At 57.7% G+C, this 21,191-nt stretch carries 20 protein-coding genes; 7 read left to right on the forward strand and 13 right to left on the reverse strand.

The genetic code is table 11. The features are described from left to right. Positions 1-3 precede the first annotated feature (3 nt). Genes ABDK75_RS04440 through ABDK75_RS04450 form a run of 3 tightly spaced genes read right to left on the reverse strand, consistent with a single transcriptional unit; the run spans position 4 to position 2,959 of the window. Positions 4-1,425: an NAD(P)(+) transhydrogenase (Re/Si-specific) subunit beta gene (locus tag ABDK75_RS04440; RefSeq protein ID WP_346005077.1), complete on the reverse strand. Its 1,422-nt coding sequence runs from the start codon at positions 1,423-1,425 to the stop codon at positions 4-6. After that, the gene (locus ABDK75_RS04445) at positions 1,422-1,742 is read right to left on the reverse strand and encodes an NAD(P) transhydrogenase subunit alpha (RefSeq protein ID WP_202207682.1); all 321 of its coding nucleotides are present in this window, start codon (positions 1,740-1,742) and stop codon (positions 1,422-1,424) included. Before ABDK75_RS04445 ends, ABDK75_RS04440 begins: the two co-directional genes overlap by 4 nt. Further along, on the reverse strand, positions 1,739-2,959 hold the full coding sequence (locus tag ABDK75_RS04450; RefSeq protein WP_317215558.1) for an NAD(P) transhydrogenase subunit alpha: 1,221 nt from the start codon (positions 2,957-2,959) through the stop codon (positions 1,739-1,741). The genes ABDK75_RS04445 and ABDK75_RS04450 overlap by 4 nt, the downstream gene beginning before the upstream one ends. A gap of 333 nt (positions 2,960-3,292) precedes the next feature. Between ABDK75_RS04450 and dnaG the strand changes: the two genes are divergently transcribed. The 7 genes from dnaG (at position 3,293) to ABDK75_RS04485 (ending at position 10,700) form a co-directional block, all read left to right on the forward strand. Beyond that, positions 3,293-5,131, forward strand: a complete 1,839-nt coding sequence (dnaG, locus tag ABDK75_RS04455; protein ID WP_346005078.1) for a DNA primase — start codon at positions 3,293-3,295, stop codon at positions 5,129-5,131. A gap of 134 nt (positions 5,132-5,265) precedes the next feature. Next, positions 5,266-7,221: an RNA polymerase sigma factor RpoD gene (gene rpoD, locus ABDK75_RS04460; RefSeq protein ID WP_064275007.1), complete on the forward strand. Its 1,956-nt coding sequence runs from the start codon at positions 5,266-5,268 to the stop codon at positions 7,219-7,221. An 11-nt stretch (positions 7,222-7,232) separates the two neighbouring features. Further along, positions 7,233-7,805 carry a GNAT family N-acetyltransferase gene (locus ABDK75_RS04465; RefSeq protein ID WP_046901238.1) on the forward strand — a complete coding sequence of 191 codons (573 nt, stop codon included), beginning with the start codon at positions 7,233-7,235 and terminating at the stop codon, positions 7,803-7,805. A 158-nt stretch (positions 7,806-7,963) separates the two neighbouring features. Then, positions 7,964-8,446 carry a 30S ribosomal protein S6 gene (gene rpsF, locus ABDK75_RS04470; RefSeq protein WP_046901239.1) on the forward strand — a complete coding sequence of 161 codons (483 nt, stop codon included), beginning with the start codon at positions 7,964-7,966 and terminating at the stop codon, positions 8,444-8,446. Between the two features lie 5 nt (positions 8,447-8,451). Then, positions 8,452-8,742 carry a 30S ribosomal protein S18 gene (rpsR, locus tag ABDK75_RS04475; RefSeq protein ID WP_046901240.1) on the forward strand — a complete coding sequence of 97 codons (291 nt, stop codon included), beginning with the start codon at positions 8,452-8,454 and terminating at the stop codon, positions 8,740-8,742. Between the two features lie 10 nt (positions 8,743-8,752). Further along, entirely contained in the window at positions 8,753-9,346 is a 594-nt protein-coding gene (gene rplI / locus ABDK75_RS04480) for a 50S ribosomal protein L9 (RefSeq protein WP_064275005.1), read from the forward strand. Positions 9,347-9,479: 133 nt separating this feature from the next. Next, on the forward strand, positions 9,480-10,700 hold the full coding sequence (locus ABDK75_RS04485) for a cyclopropane-fatty-acyl-phospholipid synthase family protein (protein WP_346005079.1): 1,221 nt from the start codon (positions 9,480-9,482) through the stop codon (positions 10,698-10,700). A 4-nt stretch (positions 10,701-10,704) separates the two neighbouring features. Here the strand turns inward: ABDK75_RS04485 and ABDK75_RS04490 are convergent, their stop codons facing one another. From ABDK75_RS04490 to ABDK75_RS04535, 10 genes are all read right to left on the reverse strand, one after another. Further along, complete coding sequence (locus ABDK75_RS04490; protein WP_346005080.1) at positions 10,705-11,280, reverse strand: DNA-3-methyladenine glycosylase I; 576 nt, start codon at positions 11,278-11,280, stop codon at positions 10,705-10,707. Next, on the reverse strand, positions 11,261-12,085 hold the full coding sequence (gene rsmA, locus ABDK75_RS04495) for a 16S rRNA (adenine(1518)-N(6)/adenine(1519)-N(6))-dimethyltransferase RsmA (protein WP_346005081.1): 825 nt from the start codon (positions 12,083-12,085) through the stop codon (positions 11,261-11,263). Before rsmA ends, ABDK75_RS04490 begins: the two co-directional genes overlap by 20 nt. A gap of 1 nt (position 12,086) precedes the next feature. After that, positions 12,087-13,445, reverse strand: coding sequence for a peptidylprolyl isomerase (locus ABDK75_RS04500; RefSeq protein WP_099213214.1), 1,359 nt, complete (start codon positions 13,443-13,445; stop codon positions 12,087-12,089). A 2-nt stretch (positions 13,446-13,447) separates the two neighbouring features. Further along, positions 13,448-15,766: an LPS-assembly protein LptD gene (locus ABDK75_RS04505; protein ID WP_099213215.1), complete on the reverse strand. Its 2,319-nt coding sequence runs from the start codon at positions 15,764-15,766 to the stop codon at positions 13,448-13,450. Further along, positions 15,766-16,953, reverse strand: coding sequence for an LPS export ABC transporter permease LptG (lptG, locus tag ABDK75_RS04510; protein WP_346005082.1), 1,188 nt, complete (start codon positions 16,951-16,953; stop codon positions 15,766-15,768). The genes ABDK75_RS04505 and lptG overlap by 1 nt, the downstream gene beginning before the upstream one ends. Beyond that, the gene (gene lptF, locus ABDK75_RS04515; RefSeq protein ID WP_046901247.1) at positions 16,950-18,098 is read right to left on the reverse strand and encodes an LPS export ABC transporter permease LptF; all 1,149 of its coding nucleotides are present in this window, start codon (positions 18,096-18,098) and stop codon (positions 16,950-16,952) included. Before lptF ends, lptG begins: the two co-directional genes overlap by 4 nt. A 56-nt stretch (positions 18,099-18,154) precedes the next feature. Further along, positions 18,155-18,637, reverse strand: a complete 483-nt coding sequence (locus ABDK75_RS04520) for a hypothetical protein (protein ID WP_211508724.1) — start codon at positions 18,635-18,637, stop codon at positions 18,155-18,157. Positions 18,638-18,640: 3 nt separating this feature from the next. Next, a complete protein-coding gene (locus ABDK75_RS04525; protein WP_346005083.1) occupies positions 18,641-19,654 on the reverse strand; it encodes an L-threonylcarbamoyladenylate synthase in 1,014 nt (337 codons plus the stop codon). Beyond that, on the reverse strand, positions 19,651-20,448 hold the full coding sequence (locus tag ABDK75_RS04530) for a 3'(2'),5'-bisphosphate nucleotidase CysQ (RefSeq protein WP_346005084.1): 798 nt from the start codon (positions 20,446-20,448) through the stop codon (positions 19,651-19,653). Before ABDK75_RS04530 ends, ABDK75_RS04525 begins: the two co-directional genes overlap by 4 nt. Before the next feature lie 65 nt (positions 20,449-20,513). After that, positions 20,514-21,152: a hypothetical protein gene (locus tag ABDK75_RS04535; RefSeq protein WP_211501390.1), complete on the reverse strand. Its 639-nt coding sequence runs from the start codon at positions 21,150-21,152 to the stop codon at positions 20,514-20,516. Between the last annotated feature and the right edge of the window lie 39 nt (positions 21,153-21,191).

The raw sequence follows: 21,191 nt of genomic DNA on the forward strand, positions 1-21,191 counted from the left end.
GGTTTACGATGCGCCGAGAGCCTTTACGGCTTCGACCATCTTGCTGAGGACGGCCTGCGCATCGCCGAAGACCATGGCGCAGTTGTCCTGGAAGAAGAGCGGGTTCTGAACGGCGGAGTAACCCATGCCCATGCCACGCTTGATGACGAAGACCTGACGGGCCTGATCCGCATTCAGGATCGGCATGCCGTAGATTGGGGAGGATTTGTCCGTCCGGGCGGATGGGTTCACCACGTCGTTGGCGCCGATGATGAGGGCGACATCCGTGTCAGCGAAGCTGTCGTTGATGTCTTCCATGTCATAGATCATGTCGTATGGGACGCCGGCTTCGGCGAGCAGCACGTTCATATGGCCCGGCATACGACCGGCGACCGGATGGATGGCGAACTTGACGTCCACGCCTGCGGCCTGAAGCTGCTTGACGAAATCGTAAAGCTTACCCTGAGCCTGAGCGACGGCCAGACCGTAACCCGGCACGATGATGACAGACGAAGCATAGCGCATCGTCGTGGCAGCATCGCTTGGAGCGACGGACTTGGCTTCTTTCTCGGGACCTGTTGCCGTGGAAGCGGAGGCTTCACCGAAGTTGCTGAACAGCACGTTGGCAATCGAACGGTTCATGCCCTTGGCCATCATGACCGTCAGCAGTGTACCGGCGGAACCCACGACCATACCGGCGATCATCAGAGCCGGATCGGCCATGACATAGCCTTCGAGACCGACAGCCAGACCCGTGAAGGCGTTGTACAGCGAGATCACGACCGGCATGTCAGCACCGCCGATGGGGATCGTCATGCAGATGCCAGCCAGCAGGGAGCCGATGAAGAACAGCAGGGTGGCGATACCGCCGCCATCCTGATGGTACAGGAAGGCTGCCATGATGCCGAGCAGGACGGTGAGCATAAAGACGGCAGCATTAACGATACGCTGGCCGCCGAAGCGGATCGGCTTGTTCATCCGGCCATCGAGCTTGGCCCAGGCAATGATGGAACCCGACAGGGACATGCTGCCGATCAGGCCACCAGCGACAGTGACGAGAAGCGGAACGATGCCTGTCTCTTTCGGGCCGGTCAGGGCAATGACGGACACAGCCGCGGCCGCACCGCCACCCATGCCGTTGAAGAGGGCGACCATCTGCGGCATGGCCGTCATGGCAACGCTGCGGCCTTTCCAGCCAGCCCAGCCACCGCCGATGACAAGGGCGAGGATGGCCAGAATGACGTTGACGACCAGATGCGGCTTTGCGGCTTCAGAAACACTGAAAATGCCGAGGAAGCTGGCTGCGGTAACGAACAGCATACCCCAACCCGCCGTCACAATGCCGGAAACGGCCGTGACGGGAGAGGACATGCGCTTGAGGCCGTAGACCAGCAGGCCGGAGGCGATAAGGGCGCTGATAGCGACGATATATTCGAGGAGGATCATTTCTGCGCTCCCTTCTGCGGAGCCGCTTTGTCACTGGGCTTGAACATGGCCAGCATACGGTCTGTCACGACGTAACCGCCGACAACGTTGCCAGCACCCATCATGACGCCGAGGAAACCAACAACCTGTTCGAGGATGGATGAGGCGTTGAACAGGGCTGTCAGCGCCCCCACGACCACGATGCCGTGCACGAAGTTCGAGCCGGACATCAGCGGTGTGTGCAGAATGGAGGGTACGCGGCTGATGACCTCATAGCCCGTGAAAGCCGCGAGCATGAAGATGTAAAGCGCGATGATGAAGGTCATTGCGGTGATCATCGTGCGGCCTCCTGTCCTGAAGCCTGTGCCGGTGCGGCGGGGGCGGCAGCCGGGGCAGGGGGTTGCGGTGCGGGCGGTGCCGGGGAATTCGGATCGACGGCCGTGCGGATGCCTTCGTTCGTGATGTAGCCATCATGAGTCAGGGCTGTGCCGGAAATGACTTCATCCGTGAAATCCAGCTGGATCTGACCGTCCTTGGTCAGGATCTGCTGGAGCAGATGCATGATGTTTTTGGAGTAAAGTTCACTGGCCTGAAGGGCGAGCATGGACGGAACATTGACCGGGCCGACGATCATGGTCGGGCCGACCTGTACGGTCTGGCCAGCCTGTGTGCCTTCACAGTTGCCACCACCTTCTGCACCGAGGTCGATGATGACGGAGCCGGGCTTCATAGCCTTGATCTGCTCGGCATCAATCAGGCGAGGAGCCTTTTTGCCGGGGACGGCTGCTGTCGTGACGATCAGGTCAGCCCGTGCGATGTGGTCGCTGATGACCTTGCGAACCGTCTGTTTTTCTTCGTCTGTCAGTTCGCGGGCATAACCGCCTTTGCCGGTGCCATCCACGCCGGTATCGACGAATTTGGCGCCGAGAGACTGCGCTTCTTCGCGTGTTTCCGGGCGGACGTCATAACCTTCCGTGACCGCACCAAGGCGCTTGGCCGTGGCAAGAGCCTGAAGGCCAGCGACGCCAAGTCCCATGACCAGCACCTGTGCGGCCCGCAGGGAGCCGACGGCCGTGGTCATCATGGGAAGGATCTTAGTCATGTGCACGGACCCGAGCAGAACGGCGTAATAGCCTGCGAGGGTGGCCTGACTGGACAGGGCGTCCATGGCCTGTGCGCGGGAAATGCGGGGCACCAGCTCCATTGCAAAGCAGGTTACTTTCTGGTCCCGAAGGGCTTTGACCAGATCAGGGTGGTTTCGGCCGTAAATAAAGGACACCAGAATGGCGCCGGGCTTCATGGCCTGAACGGTTTCAATGGTGGGAGGCTGAACGGCGAGGACAATGTCTGCATCGCCGAGGAGAGCCTTCCGGTCTGTTGAAAGGGTTACGTCTTTATAGGTTTCATCCGGATAGGAAGAGGCGACACCGGCCCCGTTTTCCATCGCGAAAGAGACGCCGAGGCTGCTAAGGCGCTCGACAACCTGCGGGATCAGGGCGACGCGACGTTCACCGCCTTCGTCCTGTTCTTTTAGTACCGTGATTTTTACGGTCATAGGTTGAGATCCTGCGTCTTTAATCTTTTGTGAAGGCGCGACTCATCCACCCCACTAAAGGGATGCAGGGGCCTGCACCTCGTTCGACTGCCATATTGACGCTATATTTGCGCCTCTTCCATTGATGGGTGTCAAAAGAAAAAAATTTCTTTTAGTTGTCATATTGTAATCGTTTCCAGATCAGGAAAACGGCTACGATTGTTTCGGAAACGACCAGTAACCTTTCTGTTTTTCTTTAAGTGCCCGCCATTCGAGCCAGAGTAGATTTTCCTGTCTCAGGCTTGTAAGAGCCATCTCTTCCGACGGAACTGATTGAAAGGCTCCTGCTGCCCGATGGCATTCGACGCCGCCTTTCTGGACGAACTCCGCAATCGAACGCCGCTGGCCTCCCTGATCGGGCGTCGCAACAAGCTGGTTCGCTCCGGTCGTAACTGGAAGACATGCTGTCCTTTCCACGGGGAAAAGACGCCGTCTTTCTACGTTTATGATGATCATTTTCATTGCTTTGGCTGTGGCGCGCATGGCGATGCGATCTCCTTTGTCATGCAGAGCGACGGCCGGAGTTTCCCTGAGGCTGTTGAGCAACTAGCCGCTGAAGCAGGCCTTGAAGTTCCGAAGCAGGACCCACGAAGTGAGGCGCGTGCGCGGGAGGTCAAATCTCTTGGCGATGTCTTGTCTCTGGTTCAGGCCAGTTACCGGCGTCGGCTCGTCCTTCCGGAAGGACGGGAAGGGCTTGCTTATCTGCGTGGGCGTGGACTGAGTGACGCGACTATCGAACGGTTTGGTTTGGGGTGGTCTGGCGATGGGCGGCATCTGGTTGAAGAACTGCGCGCCCATGATGTGACGCCTGAAATGCTGGTTCAGGCGGGCATTTTGCGCGTGGATGACCGGGGACAGCCCAAAGGGGAACTGTTTTTCAATCGCGTGACGTTTCCGATCCGGGATCGCCGCGGCAAGCTGATTTCTTTTGGCGCGCGCACCCTGGGGGACGGGCAACCAAAATATCTCAATGGTCCGGAAACGGCGCTCTTCTCCAAGCGGCGCACACTCTACAACCTCGATCTGGCACGTGAGGCTGTACACAAGGGCGCTGAGCTTGTTGTGGTTGAAGGGTATATGGATGTCATTGCTCTGGACCAGGCAGGCTTTGGCGGTGCTGTGGCGCCGTTGGGGACTGCGCTGGGCGAAGAGCAGCTCGATCTGCTGTGGCGCATGACGCCCTCTCCGATCCTGTGTCTGGATGGTGATGCGGCAGGAGCCCGCGCCGCTTTGCGGGTCTGTGAAGTCGCGCTTCCGCTGCTTTCTCCCGAACGAACGCTCAGGTTCTGTCGCCTGGACCCTAAAGATGACCCGGACAGTCTGATCCGTACACGCGGCGTTGCGGCCATGAAGGAAGCCCTGTCTGGGGCGACGTCTCTGGCGACTGAATTGTTCGGGTTGATGACAGGGGGAATGGTTGATCCCGGTCCCGATCAGCGGGCGGCGTTGCGTGAGAAGCTTGTTGCTCTGTCAAAGCTGATCCCGGATCGGGCACTTGCGTCTGAGTATCGCAGTACGTTTCTGGATATGTTTTTCGCGCGCTTCAGGCGCGGTGGTGGAAGTAAAAAGCCGTTCCAGAAGAAAGGAGCGCCGCTGCCTCTTTCAACGCAGGCCCCTGGCGAGATGCGGCATATCGAGCAGGGGAGTGTGGAGCGTCTCAACATTCTGACTGCGATGCTGCTGCGCTATCCGGATATTCTTCCGGAGGTAGAGCAGGCCTATAGCAGTCTGGCTCTCCCAGTGGGTCTGGATCGGATTCGCTCCGCCCTTTTGGACTGGAGTTGTCAGGACGAGGATCTGACGGAAGAGAACTGCCATCGCTGGATCGAGGCTCATGGGCTGACGGATATCGTGGCAGCCGTGACAGAAAGTCCGATGCCTCGGGAAGTGGGGCTCGGAAAAGACAGGGATGAAGTTCTCAAGATCGATGTTGTGGAGAGCTGGTGGCACTTTTACGGGCTTGTAAATTTTCGCAATTTCGAGCGCGAAGTGGCCAATGACATTCAGGTAACCATCATGCAGGTCTATTCTGGTGGGGGAGGCGGAGACTCATCTTTTCCGGAAAGCCTGCTGGCGCGGATGAGGGTTCTGGAAGCGCTGCGGCGAGGTGAGGATGTTGAAGAAGAAGGGTGAAAAAGGCCGGGGCTAACGTTTTTTATTGCCCTGAAGTTGCTTTCTTTTTCGTCTAAACCTTGACTTACGGCTCAGGATCGACCACCTGCACGCTGCCGAATTGCTTGCTTTCGGTGGAGTTGAGGGAGAGACGCATGGCGACGAAAACAGCCTCTGGTACGGATCGGAACGCGCAGGAACAGGAGGGGGATGCCACTCTTCTTGATACGCAATCCGCTGCCGTGAAGCGGCTGATCGCCAAAGGGCGTGAGCGTGGCCATATTACCTTTGACGAGCTGAACGCCGTTCTGCCGCAGGACCAGATGTCCTCCGAGCAGATCGAAGACGTCATGGCAGCTCTGTCAGAGATGGGCATTCAGGTTCTGGAAAACGAAGAACAGGACGAAGCTGAGCCGGCTCAGGAAGAAGCCAAGGAAGAAGCTGAGGAATCAGACGAGCCTCAGGGCGGCAATATTGATGCCGAGGCTGCCAGCCGCACGGATGATCCGGTTCGGATGTATCTGCGTGAGATGGGGTCTGTAGAGCTCCTGTCCCGCGAAGGCGAAATCGCGATCGCCAAGCGCATTGAAGCGGGGCGTGACGAGATGATTGGCGGGCTTTGCGAAAGCCCGCTGACGATCCGCGCGATCATTTCCTGGCATGAACGCCTCAAGGACGGCGAAATGCTGCTCCGTGACATCGTCGATCTGGAAGCCAGTCAGGCTGTCGGTCCGGGTCCTGAAGGCGAAGAGGGCGAGGAAGGCGAGGAAGCTGCGGCTGACGAAGACGCTACGGACGACGATGCCGAAGAAGGCGACGGTGATCAGCAGGAAGGCAGTGGCCTGTCCCTGTCTGCTCTGGAAGAGAAGCTGAAGCCAGAAATTCTGGCTCGTTTCGAAGCCATTGAGCCGCTGTATCACAAGCTGCGTCAGCTTCAGGTCAAGCGTCTGGAGGCTCTGACGGCCGGTGAGGAAAGCTCGGACAAGTCTGAGAACATCTACGAAGAACTGCGCCATGAACTGGTCAGTCTGGTGGAGCAGGTTCACCTGCATAACAACCGGATTGAAGAGCTTGTTGCGCAGATCAAGATGCATGTTCAGCGTCTGAACAACCTCGAAGGCCGCTTGCTGCGTCTGGCTGAGGGCTGCAAGATTTCGCGTGACGACTTCCTGCTGAAGTATCGTAACCGCGAGATGGACCCGACCTGGGTTGATTTTATCTGCACTCTGCCCGGTAAGGGTTGGAAGACGCTGACGACCAAGCACCTGGACCAGATCCGGTCCATGCGTGCTGATCTTGCGGCGCTTTCTCACGAGACTGGCCTGCCGGTTGGGGAGTTCCGTCGTGTGTATGCGACCATTTCCCGTGGTGAGCGTGACTCCACGCGTGCCAAGAAGGAAATGATCGAGGCCAACCTTCGTCTCGTGATCTCGATTGCCAAAAAGTACACGAACCGTGGTCTGCAGTTCCTGGATCTGATTCAGGAAGGCAACATCGGTCTGATGAAGGCCGTGGACAAGTTCGAGTACCGTCGTGGTTACAAGTTCTCGACCTATGCCACCTGGTGGATCCGTCAGGCGATCACGCGTTCTATCGCCGATCAGGCGAAGACGATCCGTATTCCGGTGCACATGATCGAGACGATCAACAAGCTGGTGCGGACGTCCCGTCAGATGCTGCATGAGATCGGGCGCGAGCCTGCTCCGGAAGAGCTGGCTGAGAAGCTGGGTATGCCGCTGGAGAAGGTCCGGAAGGTCCTGAAGATCGCCAAGGAGCCGATTTCCCTTGAAACGCCGATTGGCGACGAGGAAGACAGTCATCTTGGTGACTTCATCGAGGATAAGACGGCTGTTATTCCGTTGGATGCCGCGATCCAGACCAACCTGCGTGAAGCAACCACGCGCGTTCTGGCATCCCTGACGCCACGTGAAGAGCGCGTTCTGCGGATGCGCTTTGGTATTGGCATGAACACGGACCACACCCTTGAGGAAGTGGGCCAGCAGTTCAACGTGACGCGTGAGCGTATTCGTCAGATCGAGGCAAAGGCTCTTCGCAAGCTCAAGCACCCGAGCCGCAGCCGCAAGCTGCGTTCCTTCCTCGACGATAACTGATCGTCTGGGTCATGCTGCCGGCCTGGCTTCATCCGCAGGGATCATCCACCCGTTTTGAGGTGGGTGTGACTTTTCTGGAGACGAGGGCAAGCCGCCCAGCTCCGGTTTTGCCAGAGGGCGTCTCTCTTGAGAGAGTTCTCCCTCCGGCATTGCCGCTATACCGCAAGCTTTACCGGGAAGTCGGTGAGGCATATTGCTGGTGGATGCGTCGTCCGATGCCGGACGAAAAACTTGCTGAAATTGTCCATGATCCTGACGTTTACTTCATGGTGCTCTGGCAGGCAGATGGTACGCCTCTCGGGTTTTACGAACTGGATCTGAGAGAGGGTGGAGACGCCAATCTGGCGTACTTCGGACTTCTGCCAGCAGCGATTGGTCATGGCTTAGGTCGGGCATTGCTGGATTCCGCGATTTCTCAGGCGTTTGCGGCAGGGTGCTGGCGATTGCGGGTCAATACCTGCACACTGGATCATCCCAGAGCTCTGACCAATTATCAGAAATGTGGGTTTGTAATTCAGTATGTTGTTCAGGAAATCTGGAACGTTCCTGACGAATATGTCCCGGCAGAGCTGCGTCGACTCTGAGTTTATCCTTGATTTCCGTTAGGCTGCATGATTAATGCAGCCTTTCCCTGCCGGGCGATGTGGCGTCGCGCCGGCTATACCCGCGCTTTCCCCAAAGATTGCACTGTCTCCGGCACGGGCTGGACCAGTTGGGTTGACCTTATCCGAAGGGAGTTTTCATGCCACTGTACGAAAGCGTGCTCATCGCACGTAACGATGTGTCTCAGGCACAGGTCGAGAGCCTGGTTGAGACCATTGAAGCCCTGCTGACCGAGAATGGTGGTTCCATCCAGAAGCGCGAATTCTGGGGTCTCCGTTCGCTCGCATACCGCATCAAGAAGAACCGTAAGGGCCATTACGTCCTGCTCGGTATCGACTGCACGCCGGATACGCTTCGTGAAGTTGAGCGTCAGCTCGGCCTGAACGAAGACGTGCTTCGCGTTCTGACGCTTCGCGTTGACGAAATCGACGAAACTCCGTCCCCGGTTCTTGCTCGCAAGAATGATGACCGCGGCGACCGTGGTAGCTTCCGTGGCGGCTCCAAGCCGGCTGGTCGCTTCGAGAGCGGCCGTGGCGGCCCGCGTCGTGGCAGCGAAGACCGTGAAGAATACCGTGCACGCGGCGAGCAGGACGATGCTCGTGAGGCGGCTGGAGCGGAGTAAGAAACATGTCCGATACAACCACCACCGACGTGAACGACGTCAACCCAGCAGCCCGTCGCACGGCTGTCGGCGCACGCCGTCCTTTTTATCGTCGTCGTAAGTCCTGCCCGTTCTCCGGCCCGAATGCGCCGAAGATCGACTACAAGGACGTGCGTCTTCTGAGCCGCTTCCTCTCTGAGCGTGGCAAGATCGTGCCGAGCCGTATCACGGCTGTTTCGGCCAAGAAGCAGCGTGAGCTGGCGCAGGCTATCAAGCGTGCCCGCTTCCTTGCCCTGCTCCCCTACGTCGTAAGCTGAGGAGAGCACCATGTCCCAGACCGCACTGATCCTGCTCCAGCGGGTCGAGCATCTCGGCCAGATGGGCGATCTTGTTTCCGTGAAGCCGGGTTACGCCCGTAACTTCCTGCTTCCGCAAGGCAAGGCGATGCGTGCTACGGCCGCAAACCGCAAGCGCTTTGACACGGAGCGCGCCCAGCTTGAAGCGCTGAACATCAAGAAGCGCGAAGAAGCTGAGCGTCTTGCCGAACGTATGGACAGCCTGTCTGTCGTCATCATCCGTCAGGCAAGTGACAGCGGCAACCTGTACGGCTCCGTCAGCACGCGTGATATCGCTGTTGCTGCTACGGACGCTGGCCTTACGGTTGCTCGTCAGCAGGTTGTTCTGGCTCACCCGATCAAGTCTCTTGGCCTGACGGAAGCCCGCATCGTCCTGCACCCGGAAGTTTCCATTCCGCTGACAGTCAACGTTGCACGTTCTGCTGAAGAAGCTGAGCGCCAGGCCCGCGGCGAAGCCGTAGGCGTGGAAGAAGAGGATGACAACATCCTCGGCGAACTGCAGGCAGAGAACGCAGCTGAAGAAGCTGCTGCTGAAGCTGCAGTCACGGAAGAAGCCGAAGGCTGATTTCGCTGGCATAGCCAACAGAAAACCCGGCCGGGTATTCCCGCGCCGGGTTTTTTGATGTCTGCTCTCCCGGTCAGGCAACTGAAGACTGTGTCATGTCTTGTCATGACGCGTGAACAGGAGGGAGACAGGCGTGAAACCCATTCTCGATTTCGTTCTGAAAAAATTTATTCAGGTCGGAACGCTGCGAGTCACGTTCAGTGACGGCACGATACAAACCTATCGTGGGGCCTTACCCGGCGTTGAAGCGGGCTTACATCTCAAAACAAAACAGGCTGAGCGTTCTCTGGTTATTAATTCCGGGTTGGCGTTTGGCGAAGAGTACATGGCTGGCGAACTTGCGCCGGAAGGATGCACTCTTGAAACGCTGATGATCGTTCTGATGGCGAACATCACGCAAGGTGGCCATGTTTTTGAAGAGATCGAGGATCGACTCCGTTATCTTCTCCGACCTTTCAAGGGGCTGAATTCCCTGAAGCGGGCATGCCGGAATGTTGCGCATCATTATGATCTAAATGGTCGCCTTTATGACTTGTTCCTGGACAAGGACCGTCAGTACTCCTGCGCGTATTTCCAGCGTGAAGATATGACGCTTGAGGAGGCTCAGATCGCGAAGAAGCGACATATTGCCTCCAAGTTGAATCTGAATCGTCCGGGACTGGAAGTTCTGGATATTGGGTGTGGTTGGGGCGGTTTGGCACTGACACTGGCAAAAGAATATGGCGCAACGGTTGTCGGTATTACGCTTTCCAAGGAGCAGTTGGAGGAAGCGCGGGCTCGGGTGCGCGCCGAGGGGCTGGAAGGGCAGGTCCGTTTCGAGCTTATGGACTACCGCAACGTTCACCACGAGTTCGATCGTGTCGTGTCAGTCGGAATGTTCGAGCACGTTGGGCAGCCGCAATTTGAGCGCTATTTTCGCGGAATCAAGGAATGTCTGAAGCCGGATGGGGTGGCTTTGATCCACTCGATCGGTCGAACGGATGGGCCTGGAACGACTAACGCCTGGCTTCAGAAATACATCTTTCCGGGTGGATATTCCCCGTCTTTAAGCGAGACGCTGGCTGCTGTTGAGCGCACTGGCCTTTGGATGACGGACTGCGAAGTTCTGCGTCTGCACTATGCCAAGACAATTGCAGAATGGCGCAAGCGTTTTGAGGCCAACAGACAGAAAATCATTGATCTGTATGACGAACGGTTTGTGCGGATGTTCGAGTTATATCTCGTGGGGAGCGAGCTGGCGTTCCGCGTGCAAGGGCACATGAATTTTCAGCTTCAGCTGACACGGTCCGTGGATGCTGTGCCTTTGACGCGTGATTACATGTTTGAAAGTGAGCGTGCGAAAAGTGCGGTCTGAGTTTTTAGACTTGGGGGTTGTAGCGAAAGCAGGATGGGTCATGATCGTGGATCAGACCCACGGCCTGCATCCAGGCATACACGATGACAGGCCCGACGAAGCGAAAACCTCGGGCTTTTAAAGCTTTAGACACAGTTACTGAAAGAGGCGACTGCGCCAGGACTGCTCCGGTCGAATTATAAATCGGAGCATTCGGGACCAGGGAGGCAATGAAACCTGCGAAATCTTCGCCTTGTTCCTTCATGGCGAGGTAGGCTTGTGCATTGCCTATGGTGGCTTTGATCTTGGCACGGGCCCGGATGATGCCGGGATCCTGCATAAGGCGATCGATATCCTGCTCCGTAAAGAGTGCTACTTTTTCAGGGTCAAAGTTAGCAAAGGCTTTTCGAAATCCTTCGCGCCGTTTCAGAACAATTGCCCAAGACAAGCCAGCCTGAAAGCTTTCCAGAACGAGGGTCTCCCACAGCTCGCGGCTATCACGGATCGGAACACCCCACTCTTCGTCATGGTACTGGCGAAGAAGGGGGTCTGTTGCGGCCCAATGACAGCGGGGAAGGTTCTCAGGCGCGGGAGCGGGCAAGATGCAGCTCTGCAAGGCGGCCAAATTCTGCAACGCTCAGGGTTTCAGCCCGGCGTGTGGGCTCGATACCCGCAGCGTCCAGAAGTGCTTCCCCACCAATCGATTTGAGAGATGAGCGTAGCATCTTGCGGCGCTGCCCGAACGCAGCAGCGGTGACGCGCTCCATCGCACGGAAAAGCTCTGGTGCGGGCTGCTCTGCATGTGGAATGAGAACCGCAACGGCCGAGTGAACCTTGGGCGGTGGGGAAAATGCCCCGGGTGGAATACGCAGAGCCACGGAGCAGGACGCGCACCACTGGGCCAGAACAGCAAGCCGCCCGTAAGCAGACGTATCTGGCTCAGCACAGATGCGTTCAGCAACTTCAAGCTGGAACATCAAAGACAGGCGTTCCCACGAATGGGCCTGTCTCAACCAGCCAACAAGAAGGGGCGTGGCAACATTATAAGGCAGGTTAGCGATGATCTGTCTGGGCGCGGGGGCAAGGCTCGCTGCATCCAGTTTCAGGGCATCCTGCCGGATAACATGCAGACGATCCGGATAGTGCCCGGCCAGCTCTTCGAGCAGCGGCCACGCGCGTTCGTCAATTTCCACAGCATCGACACGGCTTGCCGCACTATCGAGTAGAGCGCGTGTCAGGCCACCAGGACCAGGTCCGATTTCAACAACGCTTCGCCCCTTCAGATCGCCACCCAAGGCGACGATCCGGGCACAAATTCCGGGATCCAGAAGAAAGTGCTGACCGAGGGATTTTTTTGCATCCAGACCGTAAGCCTGGATGGACTCTTTCAGAGAAGGAAGGCTCACGTCAGTTGAGAGCCGGCTTCGCTGCTGGGCGGATATCGATGATGGACCGGCGCTGTAGATCCCGCTGGAGCTGACGGGACGCCTGCTCAACGCGCTCATTCATGAGCTGATCGGCGATTTCCCCCGGTGTCTGCTGTGCCAGATTTTTCTGCTGGCGGTCACAGACCATCAGGAGGGCAATGCCATCCATGGACACCAGCGGGTGGCTTACCTTGTTTATAGGCAGAGGCTCAATGATGGAGCGCATCTGGGGCGCCAGGCGTTCCAGAACCTGAGTTCCGGGATTGCTGGGGCGCTTCTCACCCTGGGCTTTGTTAAGCGCTTCCAGAGCATCGCAGCTATGGATCGTTTCAACAGCGTGCGTCGCTTTCTGAAGAGCCGCCTGCTGCTGAGGTGTAGGGTTCTGTGGGTTCAGCGGCGCATCAAACGGGAAGAAGGCCTGACGCAGAGCCACGAGCGTGCCCATCTGTTTGCCGACGACACGTTTGGCCTGAACTGTTGCAATGACGAAGCCGCCAGCAACCTGGATCGGGTTGGAAATGGCACCAATTGGCATTTGTCGCACGACATTTACGACCTGTGGGTCAAGGTTGTCTTCCTGCACCCAGCCCATGGAGCCGCCGTCGAGCGCAGACTGTGCCTGCGAGAACTGTGCGGCAACAATCGGGAAGGGCGCGCCTTCGCGAAGCTGGGAGATGATGGTGCGTGTGAACGTGAGTTCGTTTTCATCGTGGCGTGGGTCAGCAACAGGAACGAAAATTTCGCTCATCATGTACTGCGCGCGACCCTGTTCAGCCTGAAGGGCCTGTTCACGTTGTGCGATCTGGGTGGCAGTAATGCGGCCGCCTTCGCCCAACTGTTCACGAAGCACCTGCATCCAGCCAATCTGCACACGGATCTGATCGATCAGCGTTGTCAGGGAAACGCCATCGGATGCCAGACGGTCACGCAGGGCATTTTTGGGCATGCCGTTGCGCTGTTCGATGTTGCTGATGGCTCCGGCAATCTGCTCAGGCTCGACATTGATGTGTCGCTTGAGCATTTCCTGAGTTTTTAGGCGTTCTTCGATCAACTGGTGAATGATCTGGCCGCGCATGCGGTTCATGACATCCGGGCTGACGGGCAGGCCGGTGGAAAGCACGAACAGCTTGGCGCGGTTATCCACATCACGCTGGGTCAGCACCTGACCATTGATAACAGCCAGGATCTGGTCTTCAGGCGGTTTCGCTGCGGGTGCCTGCTCCTTTTTGGGAGCACTCTTGTGGGCGGGTGCAGCATGCGCCACAGCGGTTGGAGCCGCCGCAGAGAAGGCCAGCAGGGCAACCAGGGCAGTAGATGCGATGCGATGGGTCTTGGACATGCTCAGCCGTTAATTCCGAAAGTGCCGATCGTTTTGAACGTGAAGTTGAACATCACCGTGGTGTTCCGCTGCTCGCCGCCGATCCGTGTGTACTGTTTGATATACATGATATCCAGCCCGAAGCAGTCGTTGGAATACCCAATATCCCCGCCATTTGCGACGAACTGTTTCCGGGACAGACTGCGACGGAAGAAGCCTGACGCATGATACTGGCGCCAGTGGGTAGAGACACTGCCCGTAATTTCGTTTGTCTTGACAAGATAGGGCGAGTTTACGCCGCTCTCACGATAGTTGGTGGCGTAATAATAATACGGTGTCACCGGGGCATAGAGGTAGCCGGCACTGAAGCGCAAAGCCGGGATGCCGGCGCTGAACAGGCCTTCGCCGTAGTCCACCTGATGCGTCCATGGATTGTAACGACCGCGGGCCGTTACATCGAGGTACTTGTTGGGTGTAAAGCGCACACGGCCAACCGGGTCCGAAAGATGATGATCCAGGCCGGAATACGGAATGCGGTTCTTTGTGATGTGCTCCTGGATGCTTTCACCCACCAGCATGTCGATGGAATGGCCGTTCCACGTCCAGCTCTGATGAACGCCGATATTGCCGCGCAGTCCGCCATCGAGGCGATCTGTACCGGCATAGCGGTTCAGGGAGAACATGGTTGTATCGGTGAATTCGTACGTCAGGCTGTCTTCATTCGGCATATTGCTGTTGGCGGAGTTGCCGGTGTTAGGCGCGGCAATCAGCTGAACAATTGGCTCAAGAACCTGCGTGCCACGTCCGCGAGCGAAGGACCGCAGGAACGGCCAGTTCATCTTGACGGCAATGGTTGGCAGAACCTGCCCTGTGATTTTTGTGCCGCCAACTGCGTAATAGGTCGGCTGCTGTGCGAGGCGAGTGGCCCGATAGACGTTTGAGTCCAACCGTGCCGTTACAAGCCACTGCTGGCCCAGACTGTTATGGAACGGACGGTCCCACTGCATCTGAAGCTGGCCACGCTGATCAGACACGCCCTTTGTACGGTACACGTCAAAGTCTGTGGTGTTCATGCTGAAACGCCCACCCAGCGCATCAGGCTGGCCCTGATAAGCGTAGGTGAAGCGCGGCAGTGCCCACGGCAGCTCGGAGTTCTGAATGACGCCCTGGTTCAGGCCCTGATAGGCCTGTGCGTCGAGGCGGGCGTAGGCGCCTACGCCGTAGCCTTCAAGATAGACGTTCGAGTTAAGCGATTCCTGACCGTAACCAGGGACGCGGTAATCTCGCATGTAGTTGGCAGACGTCGCCAGATTGACGTTAATGCCCGCCTGCCAATGTTTGTTGATCGCGAAATTGCCCTGACCGAACACGTAACCCTGAAGGCCGTATTCGCCTGAAGAGTTGACGTTGTTTCCGAACGTATTGACGTAGCGGCTTTCTCGGTTGGTGTCGTATGCGCCACCAGCCGTGATATCCAGCGTGCCAAAGTTGAAACGGCGGCGATATTCGCTGGTGATTTCCGGGCCGGTCTTTGTGGAGACCAGTCCACGAACGGTGAGGTCCTGACTGTCGTCAATGGCCCAGAAATATGGAAGTGTAAAATACGTTCCAAGATAGCGGTCATGCGGGCTGATACCGGCCATCAGGAAGCCGCTCTGTCGTTTGACCGAAGGGTCGGACATTGAGAAGAACGGAAAATAGAACACTGGAAGACCAAGCATTTTCAACCAGGCATGGTTGAACTCGATACGCTTGTGCTGGGCATCCTGCGTCGCGCCATAGGCCTGGAACTGCCAGAATGGCGGAGCGTCAGGGTTTGTTTCGCAGATCTTGCACGCCGTATAAACGGCATGTGAGAGATCATTGATCAGACCATTGGTGCGACGCATGCCGTTACCGGCCAGCTTCGCATTGTCCTGCATCTGCATGTAGATGGACGTGCCGATGCCGTCATGCATGCCATGGCTGAATTCCATATAGGCGGCATACGTGGTGCTGCCGTCTGGTTCCATGATGGCGACATGGCCGCGCGCTGCCAGAACGCCGGTGTTCCGGTCATAGGTGATCTTGTCGGCACGGAGAGCGTGGTCGCCCTGCCAGATGCGGACATTGCCTTCCCATGTGACGAGACCGTTCTTTGCGTAGCTTTCGCTGTCAGCCAGATAGGTGAGAGGGTCATGCTCGGACGTCGGCTTGCCAATGACGATGATATGCGAATTGTCGCGCTGCATCGTATTGGCAAACATGTCCTGCGGCGCCACGAGCGCAGTTCCCGTCAGGGCGACGCCTGCAAGAGAGACGCATCTGCGGGCGCGTTTTGGGAGCCACCGGGGCACCGACATCAACCATCCTCCATATGCAGCAAAAGCGCGACCGCAAGGCAGAGCCCTGCGCCCGTGGGCGCCCATGCGGCAAGAACCGGCGGCAAAGCGCCAGATTCACCAAACTGTTCAGCCACTTTCGAGATCGTGAAAAGCGCAAAGCCTGCCGCAATTCCCGATCCCAGCATCCGGGCCACTCCGCCGCGTCGTGCGGGACGCATCGAAAACCCTGCGGACACCAATGCCATTGTACCAGCAAGGATGGGAAGAGCCAGAAGCGATTGGAAATGTAACCTGTGCCGAATTGAAGGGAAACCGGATCGCTCCAGAAGGGAGATAAAGCTGGGTAGAGCAAAGACCGATAGCGTATCGGGCGATGCAAAACTTTCCTGAATGCGACTGACCGTAAGATCGGACGGAAGGCTCAGGGTTCCGATTTTTTCCGGCAGATGATCCGGATGCAGCAGAGACGAATCATTCAGGCTCCACTGCTGATGGGCGAGTGTTCCGGTTGGCGCTTCGACGCGGACGATCAGCCGGTCCCGCTCATCCAGGCGGAAAATGGTCACGCCGGAGACATCGAGCGTATCCTGCGCAAGTTTGACGTTCTGGGCGTGGAGAATGGCGACGCCGTGTGGGATCAGTCCATCGTCGGCCTGCCTGAGCCAGAGTTCGCCACCCTTGAGTGTGAGAACGCCGCCACCCGTTCGAAGATAAGACTGATCCAGAAGCTCCGCCTGCCGATACATCGACGAGGAAAGCGCTGAGATGCCGGTGGTTGTGAACAGACCGATCAGGAGGGCGCAGGAGAGAGGGCTGGCAAGAAACTGCCAGGCAGAGATCCCTGCGGCTCTGGCGACAATGAGTTCGGACGACCGTGTCAGGCGGGAAAAGCAGACAATTCCACCAAGCAGGATACCAAACGGCAGCACGTAAATGACGTAATACGGAATGTGCAGTCCTGCGATTTCAAGAATGAGGCTGGTGGGCACATTGGGTCGGGTTGCGGCGCGCCTGAGCAGATCAATGAAGTCAAACAGGGACACAAGCCCTGTCAGAGCCAGAACCATCGACAGCGTATTTAACGTGAAATGACGTGCGATGTAGATCGCCAGGGTCGTAGAAAACCCGACTTCTGCTTCCTGTGGTCTCAGGGTGTGGATGAGCGTGGAAAACCAACTGCGATACCCGTCAGTGGTGGATTTCATGAGGGGCGTCCAGTCTGGCGCGTGGTTCCGGTCCACTGCTCGGCGAACAGAAGAGCTGCACAGATGATGCTTGGAAGAAGGGCTGCAACCCAGAGCAGGGGAACAAGAGCAAGATTTCTGCCAGCAAAATTCTGGAGCATGAGTGAAAGTGCGAGAAGCCCCACGACTGTCAGAATGGCGATCAGAGGACGGGTGATATTTCCGTGCCTGGAGAACGTCCCCCGAAGAACAGCCACAAGCCCGATCATGGCGAAGGATAGCACAGTCAGTGGCGCAGTCAGGCGATGCCACCCTTCGACCGCAAATTTGCCCCTGTCACGCTCGGACACCTCGTTTGGATCCGGGTGGAATAGATCGTGCAATGGCATTTCCGATGCGTCCCGCTCTTCATGGTTGTTCTGGCGGGACGACGTTAGATCAATCGTGTTGCGGCCAAATGTCAGTACGTTCAGTCGCCCTGTATGCCGGTCAATTTCTTCACGAGAGCCATTGTAAAGGACGACGCGAGGCTTGTCGTTGACGGTTACGATCGTGCCTCGTTCGGCCAGAACGGTCGTATGGGCATCCGGATCGCGATCATCTTCCACCAGAACACCGTGCAGCAGCCCGTTGGAATCCCGGGAGCGGACATACACGGTCATGTCTCCCGAGACCTTTGTGAAAACACCATCCTGAAGCAGGAAGGCCGCCATCTGATTGCGGATCTGGAATTCGTATCGATGGAAGGCGTGATAGGACACCGGAGCCAGCCAGAGCGTCAAAACGTAGCACAGTCCCACGCAGGCTCCTGCGCAGATCAGGCCAGGGCGTGCCAGTTCCAGGGGGGAACGGCCAGCGGCGCGCATGACGGTCATTTCCCGGTCGCCGGACATTCGCTGATAGGTAAAGAGGATCACGAGGAAGGTTGTGATCGGCAGAATGACAGCCACAAAGGACGGCAACATCAGGGAGGTAAGCTGCAGGAAGACGCGCAGCGACAGCCCATGCTGAACAATCATCGATACAAAATGCAGCGATTGTGTCAGCCAGATGAGCGCTACGGCTCCTCCTGTCAGCGCCAGAAGGGCGATGACAAGCTGGCGGAGAACGTATCGGTCAAGAAGGGGCAGCAGATGTCGCTTTGCAGCGCCGGGGGAAGAGGCCATGGCCCTTCATCTATCCTTAGCCTGTGACGGGAGAAAGGCAAAAAAACAAAACGGTATCAGCGAAAGTAGACTGATCGGTCAATCGGAGGCCGGTCTGTCAGGCTATGGTAGAACTGGCTTGTCGCGATCCCAAGCAATAGCCCCGCGCTGATCCCAAAGGCAATTGTAATGTAACGCCATGGGCGCTGGGCACGCTGTGTCGCGATCTCGGTCATGAGAGCTCGGCTCTCCATCTGCGTATGACTGAGGGCGCCCTGAGCGGACCGGAGGTGACCCTGGGCTTGGCGCAGTTCACGCTCAAGCTCGGAAATTCTTTGGCGGAACTGTTTTTCCCGATCGGCTGCGTTTTGGCGTCCGGTGTCGGCAGCAAGGCTTGCGAAAAGGTTTTTGAGTGCGCCGCCTGACAGATTATTGCGTTTGGCACGGAGACGGAGTGCTTCGAGCGCATTTTGGGCAGAACCAGACGGCTCTGCGAGAACCAGCGCGAGAATATCGGAAAGAATTTTGATATCTTTGGGGTCGAAGCGGTTCTCAGCCATGTGTCAGCCAAGAGCTTGAGAAAGTGGACGTGGTTCAGCCGCACGCCGCAGACGATCACGAATTGCAAGCCCAAGGCCCTGACGGGGAATGGGCTGTGCCGCGATGCATGTCAGTCCGCGTTTGGTGCCTTCTGCGTCCAGGAAGCGCAACCCTGCAAACAGGCGCGCCGCCGCCTCTTCCAGATTCCCGGTTTCACTCAGATTCCACGTCAAGCCAGCATTGGAAAGCGCCGGGCCAAAGGCCAGCAGTGCTTCGTTGGGGCGGACGTCATAGGCGTCAAGGCGGACTGGCAGCGAAGGCGCATAATGCGATGCCAGCCTGCCAGGGGAAGAGGGAAGCGCTTCGGCAAAATCGTCCGGATGCTGGATTGGGCCACAGAGAGCCGTCAGTTCTTCCAGCGTCACGCCACCCGGTCTGAGCAGGACAGGTGTATCGCGTGTGAGATCCAGAACGGTACTTTCTACTCCGACGGAGCACGGACCAGAATCCAGAATGGCATCAATCCGTCCATCCAGAGACCGCAGAACATGCGAGGCGTCTGACGGGCTGACAGTCCCGGAAATATTCGCAGATGGCGCTGCGATGGGGGCGCCAACCTCACGGAGGAGGGCAAGAGCCGTTTTGCCTCTAGGGACGCGAAGGGCTAGCGTATTCAGGCCAGCGGCGGCCAGGTCCGAAACAGTGGAGTGTGATCCGCGGGGCAGGACCATCGTCAGGGGGCCCGGCCAGAACTTGTCGGCCAGCGCATACGCCATGTCTTTGATCCGCCCATGCAGATCTGCCTGTGCAAAGGCGCTTTCTGCATCTGCCAGATGGCTGATGAGGGGATTGAAGCGGGGACGTCCCTTGGCTGCAAAAATACGCGCGACTGCGGTGTCCGACGATGCGAGCGCCCCCAGGCCATAAACGGTCTCGGTTCCGAAGGCGACGAGCTTACCGGCCTTCAGAAGCTCTGCAGCGCGGCGGATTCCGTTTGTGTCAGCAGTCAGGCATTCCGTGTTAAGGGTCTCGCTCACGAAGCGCCTCCGGTGCAGTAAAATGAAGAGTTCAGGCGGTCGGGCTTACCGTAACGCAAGGGCTGGCCGTTTTCATCCAGTAGGCTCCCCCCTGCGGCTTCGAGAATGGCCTGCGGGGCGGCGGTGTCCCACTCCATTGTTGGGCCGAAACGGGGATAAAAATCCGCAGCGCCTTCTGCAACGCGCATGAATTTTACGGAGGAGGCCAGCTTGTCGATGGACGCGACTTTCCGTCCGGCGAGCCACCGCTCAAGAAGCTCGGTATTCCCATGATGGCTGGACGCCAGAACGCGTAGCCCTTCAGCAGAAGGTTTGGCCGTGTGGATAGGGGTATTGGTCGTGCCATCGAAACGATGCGCGCCGAGCCCTATGCCCCCGCTGTAGATCAGTCCGTATCCTGGAAGTGCGACCACGCCCAAAGCGGGTCTGTCTCCACGGATCAGGCCTATATTGACGGTGAAGTCCTTGCCGCCGGACGAGAAACCACGGGTTCCGTCCAGTGGGTCCACCAGCCAGTAGGCGTGCCCGGCTGTAACCTCAATCCCCGCGGACATTTCCTCTTCCCCGATTGCAGCGAGCGACGGACACGCGGTGCGCAGGCCACGTAGGATGTGGTCTTCAGAGGCGCGATCTGCCTCCGTAACCGGAGAGGCGTCTTTCTTGACTTCCGTGAGGAAGCCTCGGGCACGGATTTCGTTGATGATGTCCGCTGCTTCCGAGGCCAGACGGAATGCGAGGGACAGCAGGGCGCGGTCATCGTCTGGGGAGACCGTATGGAGGGGGGCTGAGGTCATGCCTGCAAGGCTACTTCATGAAAGGCGTTTCGTCATGTGCTGATGCGAGAGATGTCACGTCGTGATTACGGGAAGCATCCATCTGGAGAGGAGGGCGGCCCCGCATCGGCGGACAGGGGCAGGCCTGTAACGACTTTCATTGCGATATCGGAGCTACAGAATGTGCCCGGGACTGCGATCTTTTTGACAAAATGAAAATAGAGCGGTGTCCATCCGGGAACGCCATCTGATGCGACAAGGCTGTAAATGTAAATGATGGTTGGGCCACGAGAGGTTACAGGGCCGTCTTTTGGGTTTCGAATGGCCTCGAACAGGAGAGTCGCGGGTTTTCCATCCAGTTCGCCATGAGCGAACTGAATAGTGGTCAACGCGTCCTCACCCGTATGAGGTGAATCTCTCAGATGGTCTTCAAATGAGTGATCGGGTGTCTCTGCGGATCCTTCGATGCCAATGACGCTGGTTCTTTTGTCGATGACGGTCGTCAGAACATACATGTGATACCCCCACGCATTTCCGTTGTCCCGCCATGCCTGGAAAACGGAGAACGGTCCGAGTGGGCTTTCGAAAGTGTTCAGTCCGTCATGCAGGGGCAGGAGTGAGAGCTGGCTGATTTGCCCGGAGGCCGCGTGCGCTGTTGCATGCGGAGCAGAGCACGCCAATGAGGCGATGATTGCAGCGGAAATGAAGCCGGAACGCAGTGACATGTGACGTCTCCGTTGTGCTCATCGAACTGCTCCCCTCTT

This window comes from Gluconobacter sp. OJA (assembly GCF_039638325.1).
Classification (GTDB): domain Bacteria; phylum Pseudomonadota; class Alphaproteobacteria; order Acetobacterales; family Acetobacteraceae; genus Gluconobacter; species Gluconobacter cerinus.

Bases quoted from the DNA above. Each gene is read 5' to 3' on its own strand.
- ABDK75_RS04440 (WP_346005077.1), bottom strand. From the start codon at position 1,425: ATGATCCTCCTCGAATATATCGTCGCTATCAGCGCCCTTATCGCCTCC.
- ABDK75_RS04445 (WP_202207682.1), bottom strand. From the start codon at position 1,742: ATGATCACCGCAATGACCTTCATCATCGCGCTTTACATCTTCATGCTC.
- ABDK75_RS04450 (WP_317215558.1), bottom strand. From the start codon at position 2,959: ATGACCGTAAAAATCACGGTACTAAAAGAACAGGACGAAGGCGGTGAA.
- dnaG (WP_346005078.1), top strand. From the start codon at position 3,293: ATGGCATTCGACGCCGCCTTTCTGGACGAACTCCGCAATCGAACGCCG.
- rpoD (WP_064275007.1), top strand. From the start codon at position 5,266: ATGGCGACGAAAACAGCCTCTGGTACGGATCGGAACGCGCAGGAACAG.
- ABDK75_RS04465 (WP_046901238.1), top strand. From the start codon at position 7,233: ATGCTGCCGGCCTGGCTTCATCCGCAGGGATCATCCACCCGTTTTGAG.
- rpsF (WP_046901239.1), top strand. From the start codon at position 7,964: ATGCCACTGTACGAAAGCGTGCTCATCGCACGTAACGATGTGTCTCAG.
- rpsR (WP_046901240.1), top strand. From the start codon at position 8,452: ATGTCCGATACAACCACCACCGACGTGAACGACGTCAACCCAGCAGCC.
- rplI (WP_064275005.1), top strand. From the start codon at position 8,753: ATGTCCCAGACCGCACTGATCCTGCTCCAGCGGGTCGAGCATCTCGGC.
- ABDK75_RS04500 (WP_099213214.1), bottom strand. From the start codon at position 13,445: ATGTCCAAGACCCATCGCATCGCATCTACTGCCCTGGTTGCCCTGCTG.
- ABDK75_RS04505 (WP_099213215.1), bottom strand. From the start codon at position 15,766: ATGTCGGTGCCCCGGTGGCTCCCAAAACGCGCCCGCAGATGCGTCTCT.
- lptG (WP_346005082.1), bottom strand. From the start codon at position 16,953: ATGAAATCCACCACTGACGGGTATCGCAGTTGGTTTTCCACGCTCATC.
- lptF (WP_046901247.1), bottom strand. From the start codon at position 18,098: ATGGCCTCTTCCCCCGGCGCTGCAAAGCGACATCTGCTGCCCCTTCTT.
- ABDK75_RS04520 (WP_211508724.1), bottom strand. From the start codon at position 18,637: ATGGCTGAGAACCGCTTCGACCCCAAAGATATCAAAATTCTTTCCGAT.
- ABDK75_RS04530 (WP_346005084.1), bottom strand. From the start codon at position 20,448: ATGACCTCAGCCCCCCTCCATACGGTCTCCCCAGACGATGACCGCGCC.
- ABDK75_RS04535 (WP_211501390.1), bottom strand. From the start codon at position 21,152: ATGTCACTGCGTTCCGGCTTCATTTCCGCTGCAATCATCGCCTCATTG.